The sequence below is a fragment of the Roseateles sp. YR242 genome, from assembly GCF_900109745.1.
Classification (GTDB): domain Bacteria; phylum Pseudomonadota; class Gammaproteobacteria; order Burkholderiales; family Burkholderiaceae_C; genus Roseateles.
Genome location: NZ_FOAV01000004.1, coordinates 317862 through 342518 on the forward strand (window position 1 = coordinate 317862; position 24657 = coordinate 342518).

At 65.8% G+C, this 24657-nt stretch carries 19 protein-coding genes; all 19 read left to right on the plus strand.

Going from position 1 to position 24657, the window contains the following annotated elements:
• Positions 1-130 precede the first annotated feature (130 nt).
• The 19 genes from BMY53_RS10980 to pheS all read left to right on the plus strand — a co-directional run bounded on the left by BMY53_RS10980 (position 131) and on the right by pheS (position 24653).
• A complete protein-coding gene (locus BMY53_RS10980) occupies positions 131-2227 on the plus strand; it encodes a 3-hydroxyacyl-CoA dehydrogenase NAD-binding domain-containing protein (protein ID WP_092946434.1) in 2097 nt (698 codons plus the stop codon).
• A gap of 19 nt (positions 2228-2246) precedes the next feature.
• A complete protein-coding gene (locus BMY53_RS10985) occupies positions 2247-3422 on the plus strand; it encodes an acetyl-CoA C-acyltransferase (RefSeq protein ID WP_092946436.1) in 1176 nt (391 codons plus the stop codon).
• A gap of 97 nt (positions 3423-3519) precedes the next feature.
• Entirely contained in the window at positions 3520-5337 is a 1818-nt protein-coding gene (locus tag BMY53_RS10990; RefSeq protein ID WP_092946438.1) for an acyl-CoA dehydrogenase family protein, read from the plus strand.
• A 41-nt stretch (positions 5338-5378) separates the two neighbouring features.
• Positions 5379-6170, plus strand: coding sequence for an SDR family oxidoreductase (locus tag BMY53_RS10995; RefSeq protein WP_092946440.1), 792 nt, complete (start codon positions 5379-5381; stop codon positions 6168-6170).
• Positions 6171-6187: 17 nt separating this feature from the next.
• Positions 6188-6652, plus strand: coding sequence for a PaaI family thioesterase (locus BMY53_RS11000; RefSeq protein WP_092946442.1), 465 nt, complete (start codon positions 6188-6190; stop codon positions 6650-6652).
• Positions 6653-6872: 220 nt separating this feature from the next.
• Positions 6873-7892, plus strand: a complete 1020-nt coding sequence (locus tag BMY53_RS11005) for an NADP-dependent oxidoreductase (protein WP_092946444.1) — start codon at positions 6873-6875, stop codon at positions 7890-7892.
• Positions 7892-8395 carry a GNAT family N-acetyltransferase gene (locus BMY53_RS11010; protein ID WP_092946446.1) on the plus strand — a complete coding sequence of 168 codons (504 nt, stop codon included), beginning with the start codon at positions 7892-7894 and terminating at the stop codon, positions 8393-8395. The genes BMY53_RS11005 and BMY53_RS11010 overlap by 1 nt, the downstream gene beginning before the upstream one ends.
• Before the next feature lie 90 nt (positions 8396-8485).
• The gene (locus tag BMY53_RS11015; RefSeq protein WP_092946448.1) at positions 8486-9421 is read left to right on the plus strand and encodes a glutathione S-transferase family protein; all 936 of its coding nucleotides are present in this window, start codon (positions 8486-8488) and stop codon (positions 9419-9421) included.
• The gene (locus tag BMY53_RS11020) at positions 9418-10314 is read left to right on the plus strand and encodes an SDR family oxidoreductase (RefSeq protein ID WP_092946450.1); all 897 of its coding nucleotides are present in this window, start codon (positions 9418-9420) and stop codon (positions 10312-10314) included. The genes BMY53_RS11015 and BMY53_RS11020 overlap by 4 nt, the downstream gene beginning before the upstream one ends.
• A gap of 125 nt (positions 10315-10439) precedes the next feature.
• The gene (locus BMY53_RS11025) at positions 10440-11783 is read left to right on the plus strand and encodes a BaiN/RdsA family NAD(P)/FAD-dependent oxidoreductase (RefSeq protein ID WP_177200827.1); all 1344 of its coding nucleotides are present in this window, start codon (positions 10440-10442) and stop codon (positions 11781-11783) included.
• 125 nt (positions 11784-11908) lie between these two features.
• On the plus strand, positions 11909-13582 hold the full coding sequence (locus BMY53_RS11030) for an acyl-CoA dehydrogenase family protein (RefSeq protein ID WP_092946452.1): 1674 nt from the start codon (positions 11909-11911) through the stop codon (positions 13580-13582).
• A gap of 82 nt (positions 13583-13664) precedes the next feature.
• Positions 13665-16040: a Tex family protein gene (locus tag BMY53_RS11035; protein ID WP_092946454.1), complete on the plus strand. Its 2376-nt coding sequence runs from the start codon at positions 13665-13667 to the stop codon at positions 16038-16040.
• A 286-nt stretch (positions 16041-16326) separates the two neighbouring features.
• Entirely contained in the window at positions 16327-18555 is a 2229-nt protein-coding gene (locus tag BMY53_RS11040) for a TonB-dependent receptor plug domain-containing protein (RefSeq protein WP_092946456.1), read from the plus strand.
• Positions 18556-18606: 51 nt separating this feature from the next.
• Positions 18607-19689, plus strand: a complete 1083-nt coding sequence (locus BMY53_RS11045; RefSeq protein WP_092946458.1) for a patatin-like phospholipase family protein — start codon at positions 18607-18609, stop codon at positions 19687-19689.
• A gap of 363 nt (positions 19690-20052) precedes the next feature.
• A complete protein-coding gene (gene thrS, locus BMY53_RS11050) occupies positions 20053-21972 on the plus strand; it encodes a threonine--tRNA ligase (RefSeq protein ID WP_092946460.1) in 1920 nt (639 codons plus the stop codon).
• A 66-nt stretch (positions 21973-22038) separates the two neighbouring features.
• On the plus strand, positions 22039-22587 hold the full coding sequence (infC, locus tag BMY53_RS11055) for a translation initiation factor IF-3 (RefSeq protein ID WP_218151220.1): 549 nt from the start codon (positions 22039-22041) through the stop codon (positions 22585-22587).
• A gap of 312 nt (positions 22588-22899) precedes the next feature.
• On the plus strand, positions 22900-23103 hold the full coding sequence (rpmI, locus tag BMY53_RS11060; protein WP_092946465.1) for a 50S ribosomal protein L35: 204 nt from the start codon (positions 22900-22902) through the stop codon (positions 23101-23103).
• Positions 23104-23129: 26 nt separating this feature from the next.
• Positions 23130-23486 carry a 50S ribosomal protein L20 gene (gene rplT / locus BMY53_RS11065; protein WP_058934277.1) on the plus strand — a complete coding sequence of 119 codons (357 nt, stop codon included), beginning with the start codon at positions 23130-23132 and terminating at the stop codon, positions 23484-23486.
• Positions 23487-23615: 129 nt separating this feature from the next.
• On the plus strand, positions 23616-24653 hold the full coding sequence (gene pheS / locus BMY53_RS11070) for a phenylalanine--tRNA ligase subunit alpha (RefSeq protein WP_092946467.1): 1038 nt from the start codon (positions 23616-23618) through the stop codon (positions 24651-24653).
• Positions 24654-24657: the final 4 nt, after the last annotated feature.

The window sequence follows — 24657 nt, forward strand, 5'->3', positions numbered from 1 at the left end:
ACATCACAGGGCGTGCGGCACTGCCTAGAATCGAACGATCGTTCTTTTCGCGCTCATCCCTGCTCGAGACAAGGCCTGACAAAGCCCGGGGCCAGCGCGAGGCCTCTCACCAGTACTGGAAGGAACAAGCATGAGTGCCAGTTACGAAGTTCGCGGCTCGGTGGCCGTGATCACGTTGAACAACCCGCCGGTCAACGGCCTTGGCCATGCCACGCGCAAGGCTGCGGCGGAAGGCATCGAGCAGGCCGAGAACGACCCGGCCGTGAAGGCGGTGGTGATCACCGGGGCCGGCAAGGCCTTCTCCGGTGGGGCCGACATCCGGGAGTTCGGGTCGCCCAAGGCACTGGCGGAGCCCAATCTGCTGTCTCTGATCAACCGGGTGGAATCCTGCAGCAAGCCGGTGGTGGCCGCGATCCACAGCGTCTGCATGGGCGGTGGCCTGGAGCTGGCGCTGGGTTGTCACTACCGCGTGGCGGCGCCCGGCACCAAGGTGGCCCTGCCGGAAGTGAAGCTGGGCCTGCTGCCGGGCGCCGGTGGCACACAGCGGCTGCCCCGGGCGCTGGGCGTGGAACCGGCGCTGAACATGATCGTGACCGGCGAGCCGGTCAACAGCGAACTGCTGGCCCAGGTGCCGGGCCAGGTGCTGTTCCAGAAGATCGTCCAAGGGGACCTGATCGACGGCGCGGTGGCCTTTGCGATGGAGGTGGCGGACCAGCGCCCGCTGCCGCGTGTGCGGGACCTGAAGGCCCAGCATCCGGAGGCCCAGGGCTACTTCCAGTTCGCTCGCAATACCGTGCAGGCGATGAGCAAGAACTTCCCCGCGCCGCTGCAGTGCGTGGATGCGGTGGCTGCGGCCGTGAGCCAGAAGTTCGAAGACGGCATGAAGGCGGAGCGAGACGCCTTTGCCCAGCTGATGCTGACGCCGGAGTCCAAGGCCTTGCGGCATGCGTTCTTCGCCGAGCGTGCGGCTGCCAAGATTCCCGATGTGCCGGAGGACACGCCGCTGCGCCCCATCAACAAGGTGGCCATCATCGGTGCGGGCACCATGGGCGGTGGCATCGCGATGAATTTCCTGAATGCCGGCATCCCCGTCATCTTGCTGGAAATGAAGGTCGAGGCGCTGGACCGTGGCATCGAGACCATCCGCAAGAACTATGAAGCGCAGATCAAGAAGGGCAAGCTCAAGGAAGACAAATACGCCCAGCGGATGGCGCTGCTGCAGGGCACGCTGAGTTATTCCGAGATCGGCGACGCCGATCTGGTCATCGAGGCCGTGTTCGAGGATATCGGCGTCAAGGAGCAGGTGTTCCGCCGGCTGGACGAGGTCATGAAGCCCGGCGCGATCCTGGCCAGCAACACGTCCACGCTGGACGTGAACAAGATCGCCAGTTTCACCAAGCGTCCTCAGGATGTGATTGGCACCCACTTCTTCAGCCCGGCCAATGTGATGAAGCTGCTGGAGGTGGTGCGCAGCGCGGCCACGGCCAAGGACGTGCTGGCCACGGTGATGGCACTGGGCAAGAAGATCCGCAAGACCTGTGTGGTGTCGGGCGTGTGTGACGGCTTCATCGGCAACCGGATGATCGAGCAGTACAGCCGCCAGGCGGGCTTCCTGCTGGAAGAGGGCTGCACCCCGCAGCAGGTGGACAAGGCGGTAGAGCGCTTCGGTTTCGCGATGGGGCCCTTCCGCATGGGCGATCTCGCCGGCAACGATGTGGGCTGGTACATCCGCAAGCGCCGCTACCTGGAGAAACCGGACCTGCGTTATTCGAAGACGGCCGACCTCCTGTGCGAGATGGGACGTTTTGGCCAGAAGACCGGTGCGGGCTGGTACGACTACCAGCCGGGCAAGCGCGATGCGATTCCGTCCAAGACCGTGCTGCAGATGATCGACATGCATCGCGCGACGCTGGGCATCACCTCGCGCAAGATCAGCGACGAGGAGATCGTGCAGCGGCTGGTGTTTGCGCTGGTGAACGAGGGCGCACGCATCGTGGACGAGGGCATTGCGCTGCGGGCCTCGGACATCGACATGGTCTACCTGACCGGCTACGGTTTCCCGCTGTGGCGCGGTGGCCCGATGTGCTACGCCGACACGGTGGGCCTGTACAACGTGGTGCAGACGATGAAGCGCTTTGGGCGCAACCCGCTGGACGACGGAAAGTTCTGGGAGCCAGCGCCGTTGCTGGCGCGCCTGGCCGAGCAGGGCAAGGGCTTCACCGAATAAGACGCGAAGGAGCAAGGTAATGAGCAAGGCACTGATTGTTTCGACGGCCCGCACGCCGCTGGCCAAGAGCTGGAAGGGCTCCTTCAACATGACGCATGGCGCGACGCTGGGCGGGCACGTGGTGCGCGCGGCCGTGGAGCGCGCGGGCGTGGAGCCCGGAGAGATCGAGGATGTGTTGATGGGCTGCGCGACGCCGGAAGGCGCCACGGGCAGCAACATCGCGCGCCAGATCGCGCTGCGCGCGGGGCTGCCGGTGACGGTGGCGGGCGTGACGGTGAACCGCTTTTGTTCCAGCGGGCTGCAGACGATCGCGACCGCGGCGCAGCGGATCATCGCGGGCGAGGGCGATGTGTATGTGGCCGGCGGGGTGGAAAGCATCTCCTGTGTGCAGAACGAGGCCAACCGCCACATGCTGCATGAGAGCTGGCTCTCGCAGAACAAGCCGGAGATCTATTGGTCGATGCTGCAAACCGCCGAGAACGTGGCGCAGCGCTACAAGATCCCGAAGGAGCGGATGGACCAGTACGGTGCGGGCAGCCAGCAGAAGGCCTGCGCGGCCCAGGCCGAAGGTTTGTTCAACGCCGAGATCGCCCCGATCACCGTGGTGCGTGGCGTGGCCGACAAGGTGCGCGGCATGGTGACGCAGGAAGCCACGGTGAGCATCGACGAAGGCCTGCGCGTGGGTACGACCTACGAAAGCATCCGGGATATCCGCACCGCCGTGCCGGGTGGGGTGGTGACGGCCGGCAATGCCAGCCAGTTCAGCGACGGCGCGGGTGCCTGCGCCATCGTCAGTGAGGCGTATGCGCAGCGCAGGGGCCTCCAGCCGCTGGGGCGCTTCCTGGGGTTTGCCGTGGCCGGTTGCGAGCCCGACGAGATGGGCATCGGGCCGGTATTTGCCGTGCCCAAGGTGCTGAAGCGGCTCGGGCTGAAGGTGTCGGACATCGACCTGTGGGAACTCAACGAGGCCTTCGCGGTGCAGGTGCTGTATTGCGCCGACACGCTGGGGATTCCGATGGATCGACTGAATGTGAACGGCGGGGCGATTGCGCTGGGGCATCCGTATGGGGTGTCCGGGCAGCGGCTGACCGGGCACGCGTTGATCGAGGGCAAACGCCGGGGCGCAAAGCGCGTGTGCGTGACGATGTGCATCGGCGGGGGCATGGGTGCTGCCGGGGTGTTCGAAGTCCTTTGACTCAGTCCTGCGATGGCGCGGTCGAACCGCGCGTCGCGCCCACCGCCCCCCACCGCCTTCAGCCCCGGCGGAGCGAGTTGCCCCAAGGTAGACCGACATGCGTCAAACGCTCGATTTCCTGTTGTACGACTGGTTGAAGGTGCAAGGGCTGACGCAGCGCGAGCGTTTCTCCGAGCATTCGCGTGAGACCTTCGATGCCGTGCTGGACACTTGCGAAAAGATCGCACGGGAGAAGTTCGCGCCGGTCAATCGCCTGGTGGACACCGAGGAGCCCCATTTCGACGGTGAACGTGTGCATCTGCCTCAGGCGACCCACGAGGCCCTGGCCGCCTACGTTGGTTCCGGCATGCTGGCCGCCGCCCAGGACTACGAGATCGGCGGCATGCAGCTGCCGTTGACCGTGAAGATGGCGGCAAATGCGTTCTTCAGCAAGGCCAGCGTGGCGCTCGGGGGTTATGCCATGCTGACCTACGGCAATGCGAACCTGCTGATGACGCATGGCACGCCCGCGCAACGGGACGTGTTTGCCATGAACGAGTTCAGCGGGCGGTGGTTCGGCACGATGTGCCTGTCGGAGCCGCAGGCCGGGTCGTCGCTGTCGGACGTGTCAACACGGGCGGAGCCTGACGGCGAGGCGTTCGAGGCGGACGTGCTCGGGCCGCGATATCGGCTGACCGGCCACAAGATGTGGATCTCCGGCGGTGAGCACGACATCACCGAGAACATCGTGCATCTGGTGCTGGCAAAGATCCCTGGGCCCGATGGCAAGCCCTTGCCCGGGACCAAGGGGATCTCGCTGTTCATCGTCCCCAAGCATCTGGTGAACGCCCATGGGCAACTGACCGGGGAACGCAACGACGTGACCCTGGCGGGCCTGAATCACAAGCTGGGCTATCGCGGTACCACCAACTGCCTGCTGAACTTCGGCGAGGGTCGCTTCAAGCCGGATGGACGCGCTGGGGCGATCGGCTACCGCGTGGGTGCGCCGGGGGAGGGGCTGCGCTGCATGTTCCACATGATGAACGAGGCGCGCATCGGCGTCGGGCTGGGTGCGGTGATGCTGGGCTTTGCCGGTTATGAGGCAAGTCTTGCCTACGCGCGGCAACGGCCGCAAGGCCGCCCCGTGACGGCCGCAGGCAAGGACGCCGCACAGCCGCAGCGGCTGATCATCGAGCATGCCGACGTGAAGCGGATGCTGCTGGCGCAAAAGAGCTATGTGGAAGGCGGACTGGCGCTGGCGCTGTATTGCGCCCAGCTGGTGGATGAGCAGGCCACCGGGACGCCGGAAGCCGCCGCTCAGGCCAAGCTGCTGCTGGAAGTACTGACACCCATCGCGAAAAGCTGGCCCAGCGAGTGGTGCCTGGAGGCGAATTCGCTGGCCATCCAGGTGCTGGGCGGCTATGGCTACACCCGTGACTTCCCGGTGGAGCAGTACTGGCGGGACAACCGCCTCAACATGATCCACGAAGGCACCCATGGCATTCAGGCGCTGGACCTGCTGGGCCGCAAGGTGGTGATGGACGGCGGCCGAGCCCTGCTGGCCCTGGCCAACCGCATCAACGAAACCGTGCAAGCTGCGGCCCAGGTCCCAGAACTGTCCGCGGCGGCTAACGCGTTGGCCGGTGCGCTGGGCGCCGTGGGCGCCGCCACGAAGAAGGCCTGGGCGACCGGCGATCCGGAAGAGGCGCTGGCCAATGCCACGCCCTACCTGCAGGCCTTCGGCCACACCGTGCTGGCCTGGATCTGGCTGGATGTGGCGCTGGCGGTGCAAGGCCGGGACGATGATGCGGCCCATGGCAAACGCGCCGCGCAACGCTACTTCTTCGCTTATGAAGTGCCCAAGATTCCAGGTTGGCTGTCGGTGGTGGAACGCCGCGAGCCGCTGACCCGCGAGATGCAGGACCGCTGGTTCTGACCCGAGACAGATGAACCAAGAGGAACCAAGAGGAGACCCCCATGAGCACCAAAGTACAGCAACTGTTTGACCTGCACGGCCAGGTGGCCCTGGTGACGGGCGGCTCTCGCGGCCTGGGCCTGCAGATCGCGGAGGCACTGGGAGAAGCGGGCGCCAGCATCATGCTGAGCTCGCGCAAGGCAGCCGACCTGGAGGAGGCCGTGGCCCACCTGAAGGCCCGTGGCATCGAGGCCGCCTGGATCGCCGCTGACGCTTCCGACGAGGCCCAGGCCCGCAGCATCGTGAGCCAGACCGTGGAACGGCTCGGCCAGATCGACATCCTGGTGAACAACGCCGGTGCCACCTGGGGCGCACCCGCCGAAGACCACCCGGTCGAGGCCTGGGACAAGGTGATGGGCCTGAACATCCGCAGCCTGTTCGTGATGAGCCAGGAGGCCGCCCGCCAGAGCATGATCCCGCGCCGCCATGGCCGCATCATCAACGTGGCGTCCATCGCCGGGCTGGGCGGCAACACTGGTGTCATGAAGACCATTGCCTACAACACCAGCAAGGGCGCGGCGGTGAACTTCACCCGCGCACTGGCGGGCGAATGGGGCGAGTACGGCATCACCGTGAATGCCCTCGCGCCTGGCTTCTTCCCCAGCAAGATGACCAAGGGCCTGATGGCCACCATCGGCGAGGACAAACTGGCCTCGCACGCCCCGCTGCGCCGCATCGGCGACGACGACGACCTCAAGGGCGCCGCGCTGCTCTTCGCCAGCCGGGCCGGCAAGCACATCACCGGGCAGGTGCTGGCCGTGGACGGTGGGGTGTCCGCCGTGCACGGCGCCTGAGCGGTATCCTCCCGACCATGAGCGACACCCTGCAGTTCCCCGTGCACATCCCCTTCGTCCAGCAACTGGGCTTTGAACTCGTGCGGCTTGACGATGGCGAAGCGGAACTGAGCCTGGCCATCCGCGAGCTGCATCTGAATTCCTGGGAGGTTGCCCACGGCGGCGTGCTCATGACCCTGCTGGATGTGGCCATGGCCCACGCCGCGCGCAGCATCCACCGGGACCAGCCCGGCTGGGGCCCCGGCGTGGTGACGGTGGAGATGAAGACCAGCTTCATGCGGCCCGGCGAGGGGGGGCTGCGCGCCGTCGGCCGCCTGTTGCACCGCTCCACCACCATGGCGTTCTGCGACGGCTCGGTTTATGGCGAGGACGGCAAGCTCTGCGCCCATGCCACCGGCACCTTCAAATACCTGAAAGCGCTGCCGGGCCGAGGGCGTAGCCTGAAGGCGCTGCAACGTACGGACGGGCCCGAGAGTCACTGAGCAATCGCCACCGAGGGCGAGCGTCATGGAGGGCGACTGAGCGCGCATCGCCTGCGCCTGCGGCGCCCCCGGGAGTGCTCGATCCGGGAAACGAACGGTCGTTCTTTTTTTGTCACCCAAGGGACGTTTGCTCCGGCGCACGGCGTGGTTCAATTGCCGTGATCTGCCAGCCGGACACCTGGTGAGCCGGCCGGCGGCGATGACCAACGAGGAGCCTCCCATGACCCAGACCAACCGCCAGATCCAGCTGGCTTCGCGCCCTGCCGGTGAACCCAGCGCCGAGAACTTCAAGCTGGTGGAGACCCCGCTGCCGGAGGTCGCGGACGGCCAGGTGCTGGTGCGCAACCATTACCTGAGCCTCGACCCCTACATGCGTGGCCGCATGAGCGAGAGCAAGAGCTATGCGGACCCGCAGCCCCTGAACCAGGTGATGATCGGCGGCACCGTCGGCGAGGTGGTGGTGTCGAAGAACAGCCACTTCGCCGTGGGCGACAAGGTGGTGGGCATGGGCGGCTGGCAGGAATACCAACTGGTGGATGCCAACCAGCGCGGTGTGCTGCAGAAGGTCGACACCACGCATGTGCCGTTGTCCGCCTACCTGGGGGCTGTGGGCATGCCCGGCGTGACGGGCTGGTACGGCCTGGTGAAGATCATCAACCCCCAGGCCGGTGAGACGGTGGTGGTGAGCGCGGCCAGCGGTGCCGTGGGCGGCGCAGTCGGCCAATTGGCCAAGGTGCGCGGTGCTCGGGCGGTGGGCCTGGCCGGTGGCGCCGAGAAGTGCCGGTATGTGGTGGAGGAGCTGGGCTTTGATGCCTGCATCGACTACAAACAGCACAAGGACGTGAAGTCCCTGGCGGCGGCGCTGAAGGCCGAATGCCCCAAGGGCATCGACGGCTACTTCGAAAACGTCGGCGGCATGATCCTGGATGCGGTGATGCTGCGTGCCAACGCCTTCAGCCGCGTGGCCATGTGCGGCATGATTGCGGGCTACAACGGCGAACCCATCCCCTTGGCGGCGCCACAGCTGATCCTGATCAACCGCATGAAGATCGAAGGCTTCATCGTCTCCGAGCACATGGACGTGTGGCCGGAGGCGCTGAAGGAGCTGGGTACCCTGGTGGCCACCGGCAAGCTCAAGTTCCGGGAGTCGGTGGCAGAAGGCTTGGCCAGCGCACCGGACGCCTTCCTGGGCCTGCTCAAGGGCCGCAACTTCGGCAAGCAACTGGTCAAGCTGATCTGATGGTGGCACTGTCCTGGCGCTGCGAGGTTCTGGACGCGCTGACACCTCGCAGCCTGTACCGCCTGATGAAGCTGCGCTCCGAAGTGTTCGTGGTGGAGCAGCGGTGCGCCTACCTGGACCCGGACGGACTGGACGAAGAGGCCTGGCATTTGCAGGCGCTGGACGAGGGCGGTGCGCTGCTGGCGTATGCGCGCCTGCTGGCGCCCGGCGCTGCTCACGGTAGTGGTGACAGCCCCGGCAACCACGACGGCCACCAGAGCAAGGTGGCCCGCATCGGCCGCGTGATCATCGCGCCCGCCGCACGCGGCACGGGCATGGGCCGCGAGCTGATGCGCCAGGCGCTGGCGGGCTGCGAACGGCTGTGGCCCGGCGCACCCATCGAGCTGGGCGCTCAGGCGCACCTGCGGGCTTTCTACGGCAGCTTCGGCTTTCAACCGATCTCCGAGGTCTACGACGAGGACGGCATCCCGCACGTGGACATGCGCCGCGAGGCCGCCGGCTGAGTTGCCAGGCGCTGGCCGCAGACATCCTTCCCGGACGGGACCCCTGCGAGAAAGACCGGGGCCGGTCCTGACAACACACAGGAGACAGCTGTGAGTGATTTGATCCTGCATCACTATGCGAGCTCGCCATTCGCGGAGAAGACGCGGTTGATGTTCGGCCTCAAGGGCCTGGCCTGGCAATCGGTCACCGTGCCGATGATCCTGCCCAAGCCGGATGTCGTGGCCTTGACGGGTGGCTACCGCCGCACCCCCTTCCTGCAGATCGGTGCCGACATCTATTGCGACACCGCCCTGATCGCCGATGTGCTGGAACGTCGCCAGCCCATGCCCAGCCTGTATCCCGGCGCCGTGGCCGGCCAGGCCCGGCTGCTGGCGCAGTGGGCCGACAGCGACCTGTTCTGGACCGCCTTGCCTTACGCGATGCAGCCCGAAGGCGCCAAGGCCGTGTTTGCAGGGGCCCCGCCCGAAGCGCTGAAGGCCTTTGCAGCGGACCGCCGCGCCATGTCCGAAGGTGTGCCGCGCCCCAACGGGCCGGATGCCACCGCCGCATTGACCAGCCATCTGCAGTGCCTGGATGCCATGCTGCAGGACGGCCGCCCCTGGCTGCTGGGCAATGAGCCCAGCATCGCGGATGTGAGCGTCTATCACCCGCTGTGGTTCGTCAGCCGTGCGGGCCCCATGGCGGAGATCCTCTCTCCTCACACCGCCCTCAAAGCCTGGATGGAACGCGTGGCCGCCTTGGGCCACGGTGAGCGAACGGGCAAGCTGGACAGCACCGAGGCCATTGCCCACGCCCAAGCGAGTACACCCGCCTCCGCGCGGGTGACGCCTGGCCTGGGCTTCAACCTGGGTGACCCAGTCACGGTCGCCCCAAGTGACTACGCCCGCGATGCAGTTGCCGGCCTGCTGGTCGGCCTGGACACCCACACCGTGACCCTGGCGCGTGAGGACGAACGCGCCGGCCGTGTCCATGTGCACTTCCCCCGTATCCGATACACGCTGAGAAAAGAGGAGACACGCGCATGAAGGACTATCAGGGCAAGACCGCCGTCATCACCGGCGCGGGCTCCGGGTTCGGCCTGGAGGTGGCGCGCATCGCCGCTGCTCGCGGCATGAATCTGGTGCTGTGTGACGTGCAGCAGGATGCGCTGGACCGCGCGGCTACAGAGTTCGCGGCGCACCCGGTACTGGCGCGCCAGGTGGACGTGGCCAAGGCCGACCAGATGGAGGCGCTGGCCGCCGCCGTGCGGGAACGTTTTGGCGCGCCTCACTTCGTGTTCAACAACGCAGGGGTGGGCTCGGGCGGCCTGATCTGGGAAAACAGCCTGAATGACTGGGACTGGGTGCTGGGCGTCAACCTGATGGGGGTGGTGCACGGTGTGCGCCTGTTCACGCCGATGATGCTGGAAGCGGCCAAGGCGGACCCGGCCTGGCAGGGGCACATCGTGAACACCTCCTCCATGGCGGGCATGCTCAATCCGCCCAACATGGGTGTCTACAACGTCTCCAAGCATGCGGTGGTGTCGCTGAGCGAGACGCTCTACCAGGACCTGTCGCTGGTGACCGACCAGGTGCGCTGCTCGGTGCTGTGCCCGTTCTTCGTGCCCACCGGCATCACGCAAAGCCAGCGCAACCGGCCCGACGCACTGGGTGCGGACAAGCCCACCCGCAGCCAGCTCATCTCGCAGGCCCAGACGGACAAGGCCGTCTCCTCGGGCAAGCTGACCGCCGCGGACGTGGCCCGGCTGGTCTTCGAGGCCATGGAGGAGGACCGTTTCTACATCTTCAGCCACCCGCAGGCCCTGCAGGGCGTGCAGACGCGGCTGGAGGATGTGATGCAGCGGCGCAACCCGACCGACCCGTTCAAGGACAGGCCGGAGATTGGTGCCAAGCTGCGCCAGGCGCTCCGAGAGAGCTGATACGGTCAGTTCATTTGGGGCAGCTGATGCGGACAGCTGATGAGGTCAAGGGCAGGCCGGCAGCCTGATCTGGCACACTGCCGACCCGGCGTCTGTTGTTCATGTGGTGCAGCGCCGGGTCCAACATGCCCGATCAGAACGCCTCCTCCGTGTCTTCCTCCTCTTCCTCTTCTTCCCTTCCGGCCGCGCCGGCAGCGCCGCAGCGGCGCGCGCTGATCATCGGTGGTGGCCCTGCCGGCCTGATGGCCGCCGAACGGCTGGCCCGAGCCGGCGTGGCGGTCGATCTTTTCGACGCCATGGCCACCGTCGGCCGCAAGTTCCTGCTGGCCGGCAAGGGCGGCCTGAACCTCACGCATTCCGAAGCCCGGCCCCGCTTTGATGAGCGTTACTTCGAGCGCCAGGCCGATGTCGCGCCGTGGCTGGACCGATTTGACGGGGAAGCGCTCCGCCGCTGGGCGGCCGAGCTGGGCGTGGAGACCTTCGTTGGCACCTCCGGCCGTGTCTTCCCGAGCAACCTGAAGGCCGCACCACTGCTGCGCGCGTGGCTGCAGCGCCTGCGTGGGCAGGGCGTGCGCCTGCACATGCGGCATCGCTGGCTGGGATGGACCGACACCGGTGCCTGCCGATTCCAGAGCCCCGAAGGGGAAACCACCTGGGAAGCGGACGCCGTGGTGCTGGCCCTGGGTGGGGCCTCCTGGCCGCAACTGGGCTCGGACGGCCAGTGGGTGCCGCACCTGAGCGCTGCCGGCGCGGACGTCCGTGCGCTGCGCCCGGCCAATTGCGGTTTTGACCTGGGTCTGCGCCGCGAAGGGGAAACGACGGCGGGCTGGACCCCGTTTTTCGTCGAGAAATTCGCCGGGCAGCCGCTCAAGCCGGTGGCGCTGCAGGTGAGCGCGCCGGACGGCCGTTCGTTTGCCCGCCAGGGCGAGTTCGTGGTGACGACCACCGGCATCGAAGGTTCGCTGGTCTACGCGGCGTCCGGCCTGTTGCGCGACATCATCGAGCAGCACGGTGAAGCGCTGATCCATCTGGATCTGTTTCCCGGCCGCGAGGCGGCCTGGGTGGCCGAACAGGTGGCCTACCCGCGGGGTTCGCGCTCGATGTCCTCGCACCTCAAGAGCCGGCTGAACCTGGATGGGCTCAAGGCGGCACTGGTGCACGAGGTGCTGGACAAGCAGCAATACGGGGATGTCGCTACCCTGGCCCGCACCCTCAAGGCGCTGCCGTTGCGGCTGGTGGCGGCGCGGCCGGTAGCGGAAGTCATCAGCACGGCCGGTGGTGTGCGCCTGGAGTCCCTGGACCCGACGCTGATGCTGCGAACCCGCCCCGGCGTGTTCGTGGCCGGTGAAATGCTGGATTGGGAAGCGCCGACCGGCGGCTACCTGCTGACGGCCGCCATGGCCAGCGGTGTGGTGGCGGGTGACGGCGCGGCAGCCTGGTGCCAGCAGCGGCCGACGCCGGCGCAATAAACCCGCGGCCGGTCGTGCCGGCATGATGCGCCTGGGGACCTCTGCAAACGCACGCGAGCCGAGGTTTCCTATACTGGCCCGAGACGTGAGACCGCGCCAGGCGTCACGCAGGCAAGGAGGCTCCCATGACCGGCACCCCAGCGTGGGCGACGCACGAGATCAGCAACCAGGTCGATGAACTGGTGGATTACTCGCTGCTGGAGACGGATCAGGCGCTCAAGGATGGGCTGCGACACGCAGGAGCAGCCGCCTTTGAGCCGGGGCTGTCGGACTATGCCTGGCAATTGGGCCGGGCCGAGACCTTCGCGCTGGCCGAACGCGTCAATCGACTGACCCCGGCACTGGAACGCTTTGACAAGCGCGGCCGGCGCGTGGATGAGGTTGATGTCGACCCCGGCTGGCATGAGCTGCTGGCGATGTACCGGCATGCCGACCTGATTGCCATGCCCTGGCGGGACCAACGCCGCGGCCGCTGGTCCGCCTGGGCTGCGGGCTTCTACCTGCATGGGCAGGTGGAGGCCGGCAGCTTGTGCCCGCCCACCATGACACAGGCCAGCATCCCGGTGCTGCAACGCGAGCCTGGCCTCTGGAGCGCGTTGCACACGGGTCTCTACAGCACCGATCATGACCCGCGCGACCTGCCCATGCCGTCCAAGATGAGCCTGCTCGTTGGCATGGGTATGACCGAGAAGCAGGGCGGTTCCGATGTGCGGGCCAACACCACCCGGGCGGAGCCGGTGGGCGCGGGTGGTCGGGGCCAGGAATACCGTCTCACCGGCCACAAGTGGTTCTTTTCCGCACCCATGAGCGATGCGCACCTGGTGGTGGCCAAGACGCCGGACGGTGCGCCCGGCTGCTTCTTTGTGCCGCGATGGCGGCCGGACGGCAGCCGCAACACGGTGATGATCCAGCGGCTCAAGGACAAGGTGGGCAACCGCAGCAACAGCAGTGCCGAGGTGGAGTTCCAGGATGCGTATGGGGTGCTGATGGGGGAGGAGGGCCGTGGCATCCCCACCATCATCGAAATGGCCACCTACACCCGGCTCAACTGCGTGGTGGGCAGTGCCGGCATGCAGCGCCAGGCGCTGGTGCAGGCGTTGCATTACGCGCGCCACCGCAGGGCCTTTGGCAAGCCGCTGGTGGCGCATCCCTTGATGCGTGCAGTGCTGGTGGACCTGGCGCTGGAGAGCGAGGCCTCCCTGCAATTGAGCCTGCGACTGGCGCAGGCCTTCGAACACCAGGACGACCCGCGCGAGCGCACCTGGATGCGGCTGGTGACGCCGGCCGCCAAGTTCTGGGTCTGCAAGCGCACGGTGGCGCTGAGCGGCGAGGCCATGGAGGTGTTGGGCGGCAATGGCTACATCAACGACGGCATCATGGGGCGCCTGTATCGGGAGGCGCCAGTGAACTCGATCTGGGAGGGTTCGGGCAATGTGATGTGCCTGGACGTGATGCGTGCGGTGGCCCGGGACCCGCAGGCCTTCCATGCCTTGCTGGAGGAACTGGCCGCCATCAGCCGTGATGACCCGGTGCTGCGCCGTGCGCTGGCCGACCTGCGCCGCATGACGGGCCTGCCACCCGAGACGCTGGAAGGGCAGGGCCGCCGGCTGGCCATGAACCTGGTGCTGCTGGCCCAGGCCGCGCTGCTGCGTGAACGCGCGCCCACCGTCGTGGCGGACGCCTTCATCGCCACACGGTGGGGGCCTGACACCGCCGCAGGCTGGGGGGGCGTGGTGGGGGCGCTGGACGTGTCCGCGTTACCGGCAGATACCTTGTTGGCCCGCGCGTTTCCCGCCTGACGGGGTGAAAGGCGAGCCCGGGGGCTGTGGCAAACTGCCACGTTCCTTCTGTTCTCATCGCCCGACCCGGGCCGTAGTTGTCTTGGACAAAATCCTTCTTCAGATTGCCGCCGAGCTGAACGTGCGCCCGGCACAGGTCAACGCCGCTGTGGAACTGCTGGATGGAGGCGCCACCGTGCCCTTCATCGCGCGTTACCGCAAGGAAGCCACCGATGGCCTGGACGACATCCAGCTGCGCGAACTGGAAGTGCGCCTGTCCTACCTTCGCGAGTTGGAAGAGCGCCGCGAGGCGGTGCTCAAGAGCATCGAGGAGCAGGGCAAGCTCACCCCCGATCTGGCCGCCGCCATCAGCGCCGCGCCCACCAAGCAGGAGCTGGAAGACCTCTACCTGCCCTACAAGCCGCGCCGCCGCACCAAGGGCATGATCGCCCGCGAGGCCGGCCTGGAGCCCCTGGCGGACAAGCTGTATGCCGACCCCTCGCTGGACCCCATGGCCGAGGCCGCCAGCTTCCTGAATGCCGACGCCGGTTTTGCCGACGCCTTGGCGGTGCTGGACGGGGTGCGTGACCTGCTCTCCGAGCGCTGGGCGGAAGACGCCGCGCTGATCGGCAAGCTGCGTGAATGGCTGTGGGAAGAAGGCCTGTTCAAGTCCAAGCTGATGGACGGCAAGGACGAGAACAACCCCGACATCTCCAAGTTCCGCGACTACTTCGACTACGCAGAACCCATCCGTACCGTGCCGTCGCACCGGGCGCTGGCCGTGTTCCGTGGCCGCACGCAGGAATTCCTGGACGCCAAGCTGGTGCTGGACGAGGAGGTCGTGCCTGGCCAGCCCACGATGGCCGAAGGCCGTATCGCGCGCCACCTGGGCTGGACCCATACCAAGCGTGCCTCGGACGAACTGATCCGCAAGACCATCGCCTGGACCTGGAAGGTCAAGCTGTCCCTGAGCCTGGAGCGCGACCTGTTCTCGCGCCTGCGCGAAGAGGCTGAGAAGGTGGCCACCAAGGTGTTCGCCGAGAACCTGCGCGACCTGCTGCTGGCCGCACCGGCGGGCAAGCGTGTGGTGATGGGGCTGGACCCTGGCATCCGCACCGGCGTGAAGGTGGCCATCGTGAGCAACACCGGCCGTGTGCTGGATACGTCCACCGTCTACCCCCATGAGCCCAAGCGGGATTGGGAAGGTTCCATCCATACGCTGGGCCGGCTGTGCGCCACCCACGGCGTCAACCTGATTGCCATCGGCAATGGCACGGCCTCGCGGGAAACCGACAAGCTGGCCGCCGACCTGATCAAGCGCATCCAGCAGATGCTGGGTGATGCCGCGTCCGGCACCGAGATCCAGAAGGTGGTGGTCAGCGAGGCGGGTGCGTCGGTGTATTCCGCGTCCGAATTCGCCTCCAAGGAATTGCCGGAACTGGACGTGTCGCTGCGCGGGGCGGTGTCCATTGCCCGTCGCCTGCAGGATCCGCTGGCCGAGCTGGTCAAGATCGATCCCAAGTCCATCGGCGTGGGCCAATACCAGCACGATGTGAACCAGAGTGAGCTGGCGCGTACGCTGGACACGGTGGTGGAAGACTGTGTGAACTCGGTGGGCGTGGACCTGAACACGGCGTCCGCACCGCTGCTGTCACGGGTGTCCGGCCTGTCGGGCAGCGTGGCCAACGCCATCGTGCGCTGGCGTGATGCCAATGGTGCCTTCCGCAACCGTCAGCAGCTGCTGGACGTGAGTGGCCTGGGCCCGAAGACCTTTGAGCAGTCGGCGGGTTTCCTGCGTATCCGCGATGGCGACAACCCGCTGGACGTGAGCGGCGTGCACCCGGAGACCTATCCGGTGGTGCAACGCATCCTGGACAAGATGGCTCGCCCGATCACCGAGCTGATGGGCAAGAGCGACGTGATCCGCACGCTCAAGCCGGAAGCCTTTGCCGACGAGCGCTTCGGTGCCATCACGGTGAAAGACATCCTGGCCGAGCTGGAAAAGCCGGGCCGGGACCCGCGTCCGGACTTCAAGGTGGCCCGTTTCAATGACGGCGTGGAAGACCTGAAGGACCTCAAGGAAGGCATGGTGCTGGAAGGCACGGTTTCCAACGTGGCCCAGTTTGGTGCGTTTGTGGATCTGGGGGTCCATCAGGACGGGCTGGTGCATGTGAGCCAGCTTTCCAACAAGTTCGTCAACGACGCGCGCGAGGTGGTCAAGACCGGCGACATCGTCAAGGTGAAGGTGCTGGAAGTGGACATGGCCCGCAAGCGCATCTCGCTGACCATGAAGCTGGACGCCCAGGCCCCGCGTGGCGGCGCGAAGCCGGACAACAGCTTCCGTCCGGCGGCACGTCATGAGCGCCAGGGTGGGCGGCCTCACGGTGGCAATGATCGTGGCGGTGACCGCGGGGGTGATCGCGGCGCCGCACCGGCGGGCAATGCCATGGCAGCCGCGTTCGCCAAGCTCAAGCGCTGAGCACCGGCGGGCAGCCTGACCCGTGCCCGGCTCCGGGCCTGATGATGTGTTGAACGCCGCCTTCGGGCGGCGTTTTTCATGATTCGTTGCGGGATTGTGTTGAAAGCGCGCCACTGACCTTCAGCACGGACACACGGGCCTGCCATGATGGGCGCATCGTGGCAGTCGTCCGTACTTGGACCCCCAGGAAGAGCGGCAATCGGGCGAAGAACCGGTGCGGCAGCAGGGGAGGGGTGGGTAGGGGGCCGGCCATCCCCTCCATTGACTGTCCACTGCGGAGTTCCGCTTGAAGTCCAGCCTCTTTGCCTCGCATGTCGTCGTCCGGACCTGTCCATTTACGGCCCTCTCCGCCCTCGTCGCCCTGCCCGTCCTGGCCCTCACGTCTCCCGCCCTGCTCGCGCAGGACATCAACGGCGCCCCGGGCGCCGAAACCAGCTCCCGCCGCCTGGATCGCGTGGAGATTTCCGGCCGCCAGCAGAGCGACACCGACCTGCGCCGCCGCGCGCCTGTGGCCAAGCAGATCTACGGGCGCGATGAACTGGACAAGTACGGCGACACCAATGTGGCCGACGTACTCAAGCGCCTCCCCGGCGTGAATGTGGCCGACGGTTCCCCTCGCATGCGCGGGCTGGGGTCGGGCTACACGCTGATCCTGATCAATGGGGACCCGGCGCCTCCCGGCTTCAAGCTGGACCAGCTGGATCCCGCGCAGGTCGAGCGCATCGAGATGACCAAGGGGCCGACGGCGGACCAGAGTGCCCAAGCGGTGGCCGGCGCCATCAACATCATCCTCAAGGACGCTCCCCGCGTCAGCCAGCGCGACCTGCGTGTGGGGCTGGGCTACAACATCGAGCATCCGGTGCCCAGCGCCACCTTCACCTTCGGCGAGAAGATCGGCCCGGCGGCCATCTCGGTGCCGCTGTCCGGCTTCCAGTGGCGGGCCCGCACCACGGTGGATGCGGCCCGGCCCGGCACCGACGAAAACGACCAGCCGGTGGTCGCCTCCCAGCATGGCAGCCAATTGAACTATGGCCACGGCTTCAACAGCTCGCCGCGCCTGAACTGGCGCATTGACGACGACCAGACCGTGGCTTTGCAGGGGTTTGCCCAGAAGGGCTGGTGGAGCACCGACGTGCGCACCACGCCGGACGGTGTCTACAAGACCCCGGAACTGGACCACGACTCCGACAACGACGGCACCTGGCAGATGCTGCGTGCAAATGCGCAGTGGAACAACCGCTTCAGCGACACCCAGCGGGTGGAGTTGAAGGCGGGGATCCAGGATGCCCGCGCCAGCTTCAACAACACCACCTACGACCCGGATGAGCCGATCGACGCGCTGGGCAGCAATCGCGACCGGGGCTACACGCAGGCCGGCAAATACAGCCAGTTGCTGGGCGAGGACCATACCGTCACGGTGGGTTGGGATCTCGAATGGCGCCGCCGTACCGAATCACGCACCACGCTGGTGAACGGCCTGCCGCAGCTGGAAACCCTGAACGGCGAGGACTTCGGCGCGCGCATCCAGCGCCAGGCCTTCTACATCCAGGACGAATGGGAAATCAGCCCGCAGTGGTCCACCTACATCGGGTTGCGTAACGAGCGCATCGTCAGCACCAGCCACGGCGTGGACCTGGACGCGCGCAACACCAGCAGCGTGCTCACCCCCTTGTGGCACCTGAACTACAAGTTCGACCCCAAGGGCAAGGACATGATCCGGGGCAGCATCACCCGCAGCTACAAGGCGCCGGAGCTGACCCAGCTGATGGGCCGCTACACGCTGAACAGCAAGTACCCGCTGGAGACGCAGGCCAACGACCAGCTCTCGCCGGACCGGGTGGGCAACCCCACGCTCAAGCCCGAGCTGGCTACCGGGCTGGATGTGGCGTATGAGCACTACCTGACCGGCGGCGGGCTGTTCAGCCTGGGCTTCTTCCACCGCAACATCAACAACCTGATCCGCAACGTCACCACGCTGGAGCCCGCCAGCGTTCTGGTGCCGACGCCGCGTTACGTGCTGCGGCCCACCAACTTCTCGCGGGCGCAGACCTCCGGCGTGGAGATGGAGCTCAAGGGGAGGGCGGGGGAGCTCCTGCCTTGGCTGGTCAACCCCAAGACGGCGTTGAACCTGCGCAGTTCGTTGAGCGTGTATCGCTCCCGCGTGAAGGCCGTGAACGGGCCGGACAACCGGCTGGACCAGCAGCAACCGTGGATGGGCAACGTCGGCTTTGACTACCGGATGACCAGCCTGCCGCTGAGCACCGGCGCCAACCTGAGTTTCACGCCCGGGTATGTGACCCGGCAGACGGACCTGCAGTCGCTGGAGACCTCGCGTGCGCGGTCACTGGACGTATTCGCACAATGGACTTTCTCCCCCAGGACTTCCTTGCGTGTCTCGGCCAATAATCTGGCCCCGCTGGACACGCAGACGCTCACCACGGTGGCGGGCGATTACGGCTGGGTCGAGCGCGGTATGCGCACCTGGCTGGGCGTGGCCCTTGAAATGAAGCTCTGACAACAGGGCGCCCCGGGGCACACCCGGGTGCGAAGAAAGGACGTTGCGCTGATGCAGGCATTGCAGATCCTGGCTGGCCCGAAGGCGCGTGCGCGTCTGCGTGAACGAGGCCTTCGCGCGGAAGATGTTCATGTGGTGCCTGGTGCGGCGGGCGGGCCCAAGGGCTTGATCCTCAACCCGGTGGACCAGTTCCTGTTTGGCGAGTTCCTGCCGTCGGGTGGGCTGCCGGTCCACTTGCTGGGGGCCTCCATTGGCGCGTGGCGCATGGCCACGGCCTGCGTCGCTCGGGGAGCGGCTCAGACGCGGGATGAATTTGCGCGGCTGGCGCACGACTATGCGCACCAGACCTACGACACCCGTCCTGGCAAGCAGCCGTTGCCGAGCACGGTCTCGCGCCAGTTTCTGGCGAAGCTGGAAGAAGTGTTTGGAGGGCGGGAGGCCGAGGTGCTGAACCACCCGCAATACCGGCTCCATGTCTTCACCTCGCGCGGGCGGCATGTGCTGGGGCGCGAAAGCCGCTGGCGTACGCCGCTGGGCTACCTGGGCGCCTTTGCCACCAACGCGGTATCGCGGCGGGCCATGGGCACCTGGCTGGAGCGGGTGGTGTTTTCGGATGAGCGCTCACCGCTGCCCATGCCCTTGCATGACTACCGCAGTCAGCAGGTGGTGTTGAATGCCGGCAATCTTCTGCCCAGTGTGTTGGCCAGTTGCTCCATCCCGTTCTGGCTGCTGGCCGTTCAGGACATTGCCGGCGCGCCCACTGGGGCTTATTGGGACGGCGGGATCACCGACTATCACCTCCACCTCAACTATGCGGCCATGGTGGGGGAGGGGCTTGTGCTCTACCCGCATTTCCAGCGCCAGGTCATCCCGGGCTGGTTGGACAAGGCGCTGCGCCACCGCCACCGCCCCAGTGGTTTCCTGGACAACGTGGTGTTGCTGACCCCGAATCCGGAATGGGTGAAGACCTTGCCCAACGGCAAATTGCCTGATCGCAATGATTTCAGGTTCTATGGCGAGGACGTGGCGAGCCGCGCACGCGACTGGTTGAAAGCCGTGCGCGAAGCGGAGCGCCTGCGCGAGGAATTGCAAGCCGCCTGCGCCCGCCCGAGCCTGGAAGTGCAGGCACTATGAACCGTTCCCCCGCCAGGCTCAGTCTGTCGCGCTGACCCGTCCCCCGGGCCAGCCTCAGGCGGCCTCGGTTATGATCAGTGCCGCCTTTTTTGCATCCAGTCGCGCCGGACGCGCGAAGCGTCGTTTTCAAACGTCGTTCAAGCGCCGTTCAAGCGCCGTTCAAGCGCCTTTTCAAGTGCCCTTTCAAGCGGGGTTCCATCGGGGTTCTGGTGCGCGCAGAGGGTTGGCGCCGGGGCGCCCCAAGCCGGCCCGCAGCCCCCTGGGGGGCGGTGGGCGGCAGATGGCGCTCTAGGCGCCATCTGTGGGGGCCCAGCAAAAGCGCGGCAAGTGGGCCGCGCTTTTCGTTTTCCGGAGTAACAGTTCATGATTTCCATCCAACTCCCCGACGGTTCCAAGCGTGAGTTTTCCCAGCCGGTCACCGTGGCCGAAGTGGCTGCGTCCATCGGCACAGGCCTGGCCAAGGCCGCCCTGGCCGGCCGTGTGGGTGCCGGCGAAGACGCCAAGGTCGTTGATACGAGCTATCTGATCGACCGCGACATGCCGCTGGCGATCATCACCGAGAAGGACGCCGAAGGCCTGGATGTGATCCGTCACTCCACCGCCCACTTGCTGGCCTACGCCGTCAAGGAGCTGTTCCCCGAGGCGCAGGTCACCATCGGCCCTGTCATCGAGAACGGCTTCTTCTACGACTTCTCCTACAAGCGCCCCTTCACGCTCGAGGATCTGGCCACCATCGAGGCCAAGATGACCGAACTGGCGAAGAAGGACGAGAAGGTGGTCCGTTCGGTGCTGCCGCGTGACGAGGCGGTGAGCTACTTCAAGGGCATCGGCGAGGCCTACAAGGCCGAGATCATTGCGAGCATCCCGGCCAATGAGGATGTGTCGCTGTATGCCGAGGGCGGTTTCACCGACCTGTGCCGCGGCCCGCACGTGCCCTCCACCGGCAAGCTCAAGCACTTCAAGCTGATGAAGGTGGCCGGTGCCTACTGGCGCGGCGACCATCGCAACGAACAGCTGCAGCGCATCTACGGTACGGCCTGGGCCACCAAGGATGATCTGCAGAACTACCTGCGCATGCTGGAAGAGGCGGAAAAGCGCGACCACCGCAAGCTTGGCAAGGATCTGGATCTGTTCCACATCGATGAACACGCGCCCGGCGTGGTGTTCTGGCACCCCAAGGGCTGGACAGTCTGGCAGGAGGTGGAGCAGTACATGCGCCGCGTGTACCGTGACAACGGGTACCAGGAGGTCAAGGGCCCGCAGCTGCTGGACAAGTCGCTGTGGGAAGCCACCGGCCACTGGGACAAGTACCGCGACAACATGTTCACGACGGAGTCGGAAAAGCGTGACTACGCGCTCAAGCCGATGAACTGTCCCGGCCACATCCTGATCTTCAAGCACGGCATCAAGAGCTACCGCGACTTGCCGCTGCGTTTCGGCGAGTTCGGCCAGTGCCACCGCAACGAACCCACCGGTGGCCTGCACGGCATCATGCGGGTGCGCGGCTTTACGCAGGACGACGGCCACATCTTCTGCACCGAAGACCAGATCCTGGCCGAGTGCGTCGCCTACACGGCGCTGCTGCAGAAGGTCTACAAGGACTTTGGCTTCAGCGACATCATCTACAAGGTCGCCACCCGTCCCGAGGCCCGCATCGGTTCCGACGAGGTCTGGGACAAGGCCGAGTTCGCGCTGATGGAGTCGCTGCGCGCCTCCGGCGTGGACTTCATCATCGCCCCGGGCGATGGCGCCTTCTACGGCCCCAAGATCGAATACACGCTGAAGGACGCCATCGGCCGCCAGTGGCAGTGCGGCACCATGCAGGTGGATTTCTCGATGCCGGGCCGCCTGGGGGCGGAATATGTCGCGGAGGATGGCGAGCGCCACGCCCCGGTGATGCTGCACCGCGCCATCGTCGGCAGTCTGGAGCGTTTCATCGGCATCTTGATCGAGCAACATGCCGGCGCACTGCCGGTTTGGCTGGCGCCGACGCAGGTCGTCGTGGCAAATATCACTGATGCCCAAGCGGATTACGTCGCTGATATTGTGAAAGCGCTGCAAAAACAAGGGGTTAGGGCCCAGGCGGATTTGCGGAATGAAAAAATCACGTATAAAATCCGTGAGCATTCCCTGCAGAAGACCCCGTTCATCCTCGTCGTCGGCGACAAAGAGAAGGCGAACGGGGCTGTTGCAGTGCGCGCCCGTGGCAACCAGGACCTGGGGGTGATGTCGCTGGAAGACTTCGCTGCAAAGCTGTCTTCCGCCATCGCTGAGAAGGCCTGAGTCGGGCGCGCTTTGCTTTTTGTTGATCATCCGGGCCCTGCCAACGCCCGCTGAAAGGTAACCACCATCGCTACTTTTGCTGACCGTCGTGCGATTCCCGAGCGTAAGCATCGGCTGAACCGTGAAATCCTTGCCCCTGAAGTCCGCCTGAATGGTCCTGAAAACGAGCCGATCGGTATCGTCAGCATCCAGGAAGCGCTTCGCATGGCTGGAGAATTGGACGTCGATCTGGTCGAAATTGCCGCCACGGCCGTTCCGCCGGTGTGCCGGTTGATGGACTACGGCAAGTTCAAGTACCAGGAGCAGAAGCGCGCGGCGGAGGCCAAGTCCAAGCAGAAGGTCATCGAAGTCAAGGAAGTCAAATTCCGTCCGGGTACGGACGAAGGCGACTACCAGATCAAGATGCGCAATCTGCGTCGCTTCATCGCTGAAGACGGCGACAAGGGCAAGGTCACGCTGCGTTATCGCGGCCGCGAAATCACCCACCAGGACATCGGCATGCGCATGCTGGAGCGCATTCGTGATGAGCTGTCGGATGTGGCGGTTGTTGAGCACATGCCCAAGCTCGAAGGTCGTCAGATGATCATGGTGCTGGCGCCCAAGAAACGGTCCTGATGCGGCCGTCCTGATGCTTCCGGCTCCGCAGCGACGCGGGGCCATCCCCCACCCCTACAGGGTGGGTGCCTCCCCCTCGGGGGTGCATTCTTAACGAGACCCAGGTGTGTCACCTGGGCCCGTTAAGAATGCACGTGAGCCGTCCTTGTCCTTCACGGGAACGTGGGGCGGCTCGGCGAATGTCTCCTCGGAAACATTCCGTGCAGGTTCAGCCCGTCGATGGGTCGTCGACGGGCTTATTAGTCTCCTCCAGGCCATCAAGTGCAGCGGTTCACGCGGCCGCCTGAAGGGACGCATTTCTAAGGAGCAGTCATGCCCAAAATGAAGACCAAGAGCAGCGCGAAGAAGCGTTTTCGCGTTCGTCCGGGTGGTACCGTCAAGCGCGGTCAGGCGTTCAAGCGCCACATCCTGACCAAGAAGACCACGAAGAACAAGCGTCAGCTCCGCGGCGCCACGAACGTGCATGAGACCAACATGGGCCACATCGCTGCGATGTTGCCTTTCGCTGGTCTGTAATCCAGCTGTAGAGAAGGAGATACAACATGCCTCGCGTCAAACGTGGTGTAACCGCACGTGCTCGTCACAAGAAGGTCCTGGCTCTGGCCAAGGGCTTCCGTGGTCGTCGTAAGAACGTCTTCCGCATCGCCAAGCAGGCGGTGATGAAGGCGGGCCAATACGCCTACCGTGACCGCCGTGCCAAGAAGCGCGTGTTCCGCCAGCTGTGGATTGCCCGTATCAACGCGGCAAGCCGTGGCCTGGGTCTGAGCTACAGCAAGTTTGTGGCTGGCCTGAAGAAGGCTCAGATCGACATCGACCGCAAGGTCCTGGCCGATCTCGCCGTCAACGATCCTGCTGGTTTTGCCAGCATCTTCGCCAAGGTGAAGGCCGCTCTCGCTTAATGGCCTCATGCTGCCCGCTCACGCGGGCGGCTGCGGCCGCCTCGGTTCGCCGAGGCGCCACTTTTCAAAGGCCGGCACCTCGGTGTTCGGCCTTTTCTTATTGTCTGTTCCGAATTGAGTCGCCCCGCGATGAACGATCTCGATCAATTGCTGCAACAGGCCAGCGGTGAATTCGCCGCCGCCGCCACGTCCGCTGACCTGGAAAACGCCAAGGCCCGCTTCCTGGGCAAAGCCGGCCAGGTGACCGAGCTGATGAAGGGGTTGGCCCAACTGCCGGTCGAGGAAAAGAAGACTCGCGGTGCGCAGATCAACCTGCTCAAGCAGGGCATCGAGTCGGCGCTCACGGCACGTCGCCAGGCCCTGGCGGATGCCGAGCTCGAGACCCAGCTCAAGGCCGAGGCGCTGGATGTGACGCTGCCGGGCCGCCAACGCGGCATGGGCTCGCTGCATCCGATCACTCGGGCGATGGAGCGGATCGAGGCCATCTTCGGTTCGATGGGTTTCGATGTGGCCGATGGCCCCGAAATCGAGAACGACTGGTTCAACTTCACCGCGCTGAACACGCCGGCGGATCACCCCGCGCGTTCCATGCATGACACCTTCTATGTCGAGAACGGTTTTGTGCTGCGCACCCACACCAGCCCGATGCAAATCCGCTATGCGGTGCAGCACGTCAAGAAGCATCAGCACCGGATCGATGCGGGCCAGGCCATGCCCGAGATCCGCGTGATCGCGCCGGGCCGGACCTACCGGGTGGACAGCGACGCCACCCACTCCCCCATGTTCCACCAAGTCGAAGGCCTGTGGGTGGGCGAGAACATCAGCTTCAAGGATCTGAAGTCGGTCTACGTGAACTTCATGCAGCAGTTCTTCGAGACGACGGACATGGAGATCCGCTTCCGTCCCAGCTATTTCCCGTTCACCGAACCCAGCGCCGAAATCGACATGATGTTCGGCACCGGTCCGCTGAAGGGGCGCTGGCTGGAGGTGTCCGGCTCCGGCCAGGTGCACCCCCAGGTGATCCGCAACATGGGCCTGGACCCGGAGCGGTACATCGGCTTTGCCTTCGGTTCCGGCATCGACCGCCTGGCCATGCTCCGTTACGGCGTGAATGACCTGCGCCTGTTCTTTGATGGCGACCTGCGTTTCCTGTCGCAATTCAAGTAAGAAG